2 tRNA genes and 3 rRNA genes are annotated in these 5596 nt (G+C 51.0%); all 5 read right to left on the bottom strand.

Going from position 1 to position 5596, the window contains the following annotated elements:
• Positions 1–68 precede the first annotated feature (68 nt).
• Positions 69–182 (bottom strand): 5S ribosomal RNA (rrf, locus tag A7P96_RS05460).
• Between the two features lie 172 nt (positions 183–354).
• A 23S ribosomal RNA gene (locus A7P96_RS05455) occupies positions 355–3319 on the bottom strand.
• A 329-nt stretch (positions 3320–3648) separates the two neighbouring features.
• Positions 3649–3724: transfer RNA gene (locus tag A7P96_RS05450), tRNA-Ala, on the bottom strand.
• Positions 3725–3759: 35 nt separating this feature from the next.
• A tRNA-Ile gene (locus A7P96_RS05445) sits at positions 3760–3836 on the bottom strand.
• A 68-nt stretch (positions 3837–3904) separates the two neighbouring features.
• A 16S ribosomal RNA gene (locus A7P96_RS05440) occupies positions 3905–5445 on the bottom strand.
• Together the 16S, 23S and 5S rRNA genes with 2 tRNA genes alongside form the textbook arrangement of a ribosomal RNA operon.
• Positions 5446–5596 lie beyond the last annotated feature (151 nt).

The following is a 5596-nucleotide window of genomic DNA, read 5'->3' as shown; positions in this document are numbered from 1 at the left end:
TTTCCATTCCTTTCATCATACTCCCACAAAGCACGACACCCGCCATCAGGCAGGTGTCGTAAATAGGTGTTTGGCAGTGTCCTACTTTCGCACGGGTAATCCGTACTATCATCGGCGCTGGTTCGTTTCACGGTCCTGTTCGGGATGGGAAGGCGTGGGACCAAACCGCTATGGCCGCCAAACTTAAACTGTACAAATCGTCAAGCCACCGGTCATGTCACTCCGGTTAATCAAATCAAACTGTTCTGTCCGGCTACTAACCAAACAATCGGGTAATGTGTATCGATTCCAGTAAGCTTTATTCTATTGAGTTCTCTTCCCGGTGTTTCTACACCGCAAAGCACTTCAAATGATAGAGTCAAGCCTCACGAGCAATTAGTATGGGTTAGCTGCACGCGTTGCCGCGCTTCCACACCCCACCTATCAACGTCCTGGTCTAGAACGACTCTTCAGCGCGGTTATACCGCAAGGGAAGTCTCATCTCCAGGCAGGTTTCGCGCTTAGATGCTTTCAGCGCTTATCCTTCCCGAACTTAGCTACCCGGCGATGCCACTGGCATGACAACCGGTACACCAGAGGTTCGTCCACTCCGGTCCTCTCGTACTAGGAGCAGCCCCTGTCAAACTTCCAACGCCCACTGCAGATAGGGACCAAACTGTCTCACGACGTTTTAAACCCAGCTCACGTACCACTTTAAATGGCGAACAGCCATACCCTTGGGACCGACTACAGCCCCAGGATGTGATGAGCCGACATCGAGGTGCCAAACTCCGCCGTCGATATGAACTCTTGGGCGGAATCAGCCTGTTATCCCCGGAGTACCTTTTATCCGTTGAGCGATGGCCCTTCCATTCAGAACCACCGGATCACTATGTCCTGCTTTCGCACCTGCTCGACTTGTCGGTCTCGCAGTTAAGCTACCTTTTGCCATTGCACTATCAGTCCGATTTCCGACCGGACCTAGGTAACCTTCGAACTCCTCCGTTACTCTTTGGGAGGAGACCGCCCCAGTCAAACTGCCTACCATGCACGGTCCCCGATCCGGTTCACGGACCTGGGTTAGAACCTCAAAGTCACCAGGGTGGTATTTCAAGGACGGCTCCACAGAAACTAGCGCCTCTGCTTCTAAGCCTCCCACCTATCCTACACAAGTGACTTCAAAGTCCAATGCAAAGCTACAGTAAAGGTTCACGGGGTCTTTCCGTCTAGCAGCGGGTAGATTGCATCTTCACAACCACTTCAACTTCGCTGAGTCTCGGGAGGAGACAGTGTGGCCATCGTTACGCCATTCGTGCGGGTCGGAACTTACCCGACAAGGAATTTCGCTACCTTAGGACCGTTATAGTTACGGCCGCCGTTTACTGGGGCTTCGATCCGATGCTCTCACATCTTCAATTAACCTTCCAGCACCGGGCAGGCGTCACACCCTATACGTCCACTTTCGTGTTTGCAGAGTGCTGTGTTTTTAATAAACAGTCGCAGCCACCGATTCTCTGCGACCCTCCAAAGCTTACGGAGTAAATCCTTCACCTCAGAGGGCATACCTTCTCCCGAAGTTACGGTATCAATTTGCCGAGTTCCTTCTCCCGAGTTCTCTCAAGCGCCTTAGAATTCTCATCCTGCCCACCTGTGTCGGTTTGCGGTACGGTTCGATTTAAGCTGGAGCTTAGTGGCTTTTCCTGGAAGCGTGGTATCAGTCACTTCGTATCCGTAGATACTCGTTATCGCTTCTCGGTGTTATGAAGAACCGGATTTGCCTAATTCTTCCACCTACTAGCTTGAACAAACTATTCCAACAGTTTGCTGACCTAACCTTCTCCGTCCCCACATCGCACTTAAATCAAGTACGGGAATATTAACCCGTTTCCCATCGACTACGCATCTCTGCCTCGCCTTAGGGGCCGACTCACCCTGCGCCGATGAACGTTGCGCAGGAAACCTTGGGCTTTCGGCGAGCGGGCTTTTCACCCGCTTTATCGCTACTCATGTCAACATTCGCACTTCTGATACCTCCAGCATTCCTTACGAAACACCTTCTCAGGCCTACAGAACGCTCCCCTACCATGCATGCTTCATTAAAACAGCTATCTACCATACTCGACTTTGATGGGCGCTTTCCGTCGCTTTGCTCCGGCAAGCTGTTTTAATGAAGCATGCATCCGCAGCTTCGGTTATAGATTTGAGCCCCGTTACATCTTCCGCGCAGGATGACTCGACCAGTGAGCTGTTACGCTTTCTTTAAATGATGGCTGCTTCTAAGCCAACATCCTGGCTGTCTAAGCCTTCCCACTTCGTTTACCACTTAATCTATCATTTGGGACCTTAGCTGGCGGTCTGGGTTGTTTCCCTTTCGACAACGGACGTTAGCACCCGCTGTCTGTCTCCCATGATTGCACTTTCCGGTATTCTGAGTTTGCCATGGGTTGGTAAGTCGCAATGACCCCCTAGCCATAACAGTGCTTTACCCCCGGAAGTGATACATGAGGCACTACCTAAATAGTTTTCGGGGAGAACCAGCTATCTCCGAGTTTGTTTAGCCTTTCACCCCTATCCACAGCTCATCCCCGCATTTTGCAACATGCGTGGGTTCGGTCCTCCAGTACCTGTTACGGCACCTTCAACCTGGCCATGGATAGATCACTCGGTTTCGGGTCTACACCCAGCAACTATGACGCCCTATTAAGACTCGGTTTCCCTACGCCTCCCCTATCCGGTTAAGCTCGCTACTGAATGTAAGTCGTTGACCCATTATACAAAAGGTACGCAGTCACACAATAAAGTGCTCCCACTGTTTGTATGCATCAGGTTTCAGGTTCTATTTCACTCCCCTCCCGGGGTTCTTTTCGCCTTTCCCTCACGGTACTGGTTCACTATCGGTCGATGATGAGTATTTAGCCTTGGAGGATGGTCCCCCCATATTCAGACAGGATTTCTCGTGTCCCGCCCTACTTGTCGTATGCTTAGTACCACTGCCGGAATTTCGGATACGGGGCTATCACCCACTATGGCGGAAGTTTCCAATTCCTTCTCCTATCCCGACAACTATCACATACAGGCTCCTCCGCGTTCGCTCGCCACTACTTGCGGAATCTCGGTTGATTTCTTTTCCTCCGGGTACTTAGATGGTTCAGTTCTCCGGGTTCGCTTCTCTAAGCTTATGTATTCAGCTTAGGATACACATTGCTGTGTGGGTTTCCCCATTCGGACATCACCGGATCAAAGCTCTATTGCCAGCTCCCCGATGCTTTTCGCAGGCTTACACGTCCTTCGTCGCCTATCATCGCCAAGGCATCCACCTGATGCACTTATTCACTTGACTCTATCATTTGAAGTGCCTTTTTGACTTCGCCTACGCTGCGTTGACTACAGCTGGGGCTTAAGGCCTCTACTTTGATAAAGCTTACTGCTTGTTGTGTCCGAATCCCGCCTTTTGTGTTTCAGGATTCGGTCGATACAATCATCACCCAAATTTCTGTATGACTTATCTCAGAGATAAGCCTTACTTCGTTTGTTTGTTGATTTCGGCTTGCCAATTTGTTAAAGATCGATGCGTTTTAACTTCGCAAATAAAAATAAACTACCGCGCAAACTGCAAGATGCAGCAGCTTACTCGTATATTTAGCATACTTTTATTTGGAAAGTATTGTGTGGTGGAGGCAAACGGGATCGAACCGATGACCCCCTGCTTGCAAAGCAGGTGCTCTACCAACTGAGCTATGCCCCCAGTACCTGGGCGGATCTGCTCCGCTCTACGACTACTGGTGGGTCTGGGAGGACTTGAACCTCCGACCCCACGCTTATCAAGCGTGTGCTCTAACCAGCTGAGCTACAAACCCAACATTCTCTTCGCATCTATATCTGATTACCGATAGGTGTGGATGCTCTACCCCTACTTTTTCTCTAGAAAGGAGGTGATCCAGCCGCAGGTTCCCCTACGGCTACCTTGTTACGACTTCACCCCAGTCATGAAGCATACCGTGGCAAGCGGGCTCCTTGCGGTTACCCTACCTGCTTCTGGTATCCCCCACTCCCATGGTGTGACGGGCGGTGTGTACAAGACCCGGGAACGTATTCACCGCAGTATGCTGACCTGCGATTACTAGCGATTCCGACTTCATGCACTCGAGTTGCAGAGTGCAATCCGGACTACGATCGGTTTTCTGGGATTGGCTCCACCTCGCGGCTTGGCTACCCTCTGTACCGACCATTGTATGACGTGTGAAGCCCTGGTCATAAGGGCCATGAGGACTTGACGTCATCCCCACCTTCCTCCGGTTTGTCACCGGCAGTCTCATTAGAGTGCCCAACTAAATGATGGCAACTAATGACAAGGGTTGCGCTCGTTGCGGGACTTAACCCAACATCTCACGACACGAGCTGACGACAGCCATGCAGCACCTGTGTTACGGTTCCCGAAGGCACCCCTCTATCTCTAAAGGGTTCCGTACATGTCAAGACCAGGTAAGGTTCTTCGCGTTGCATCGAATTAATCCACATCATCCACCGCTTGTGCGGGTCCCCGTCAATTCCTTTGAGTTTTAATCTTGCGACCGTACTCCCCAGGCGGTCGATTTCACGCGTTAGCTACGCTACTAAGCAATCAAGTTGCCCAACAGCTAATCGACATCGTTTAGGGCGTGGACTACCAGGGTATCTAATCCTGTTTGCTACCCACGCTTTCGAGCATGAACGTCAGTGTTATCCCAGGGGGCTGCCTTCGCCATCGGTATTCCTCCACATCTCTACGCATTTCACTGCTACACGTGGAATTCTACCCCCCTCTGACACACTCTAGCTATCCAGTTCAGAACGCAGTTCCCAGGTTGAGCCCGGGGATTTCACATCCTGCTTAAATAACCGTCTGCGCTCGCTTTACGCCCAGTAATTCCGATTAACGCTCGCACCCTACGTATTACCGCGGCTGCTGGCACGTAGTTAGCCGGTGCTTATTCTTTAGGTACCGTCAGCAAAAAGTGGTATTAGCACTTCCCTTTTCTTCCCTAACAAAAGTACTTTACAACCCGAAGGCCTTCTTCATACACGCGGCATGGCTGGATCAGGGTTGCCCCCATTGTCCAAAATTCCCCACTGCTGCCTCCCGTAGGAGTCTGGGCCGTGTCTCAGTCCCAGTGTGGCGGATCGTCCTCTCAGACCCGCTACTGATCGTCGCCTTGGTAGGCCTTTACCCCACCAACTAGCTAATCAGTTATCGGCCGCTCGAATAACGCGAGGTCTTGCGATCCCCCGCTTTCTCCCTCAGGACGTATGCGGTATTAGCCAATCTTTCGATTGGTTATCCCCCATTACTCGGTACGTTCCGATATATTACTCACCCGTTCGCCACTCGCCGGCAGTAGTGCAAGCACTACCCCGCTGCCGTTCGACTTGCATGTGTAAAGCATGCCGCCAGCGTTCAATCTGAGCCAGGATCAAACTCTTATGTTCAATCTCTAACTTAATAACTTCTGGTCTGCTTCAAAGAAACCAACAGGACAATGTCAAAACATCGTCTTGTCTTCTTCTCAACAGTGCAGGTGTAAAACACCCACACTTATCGGTAATCTGATTGTTAAAGAGCTGCTGAACCGTAAAACTG

This window comes from Eikenella sp. NML03-A-027 (genome assembly GCF_001648395.1).
Taxonomy (GTDB): domain Bacteria; phylum Pseudomonadota; class Gammaproteobacteria; order Burkholderiales; family Neisseriaceae; genus Eikenella; species Eikenella exigua.
The sequence above is the reverse complement of the archived record's forward strand: the minus strand, read 5'-3'. Positions and strand labels throughout refer to the sequence as shown.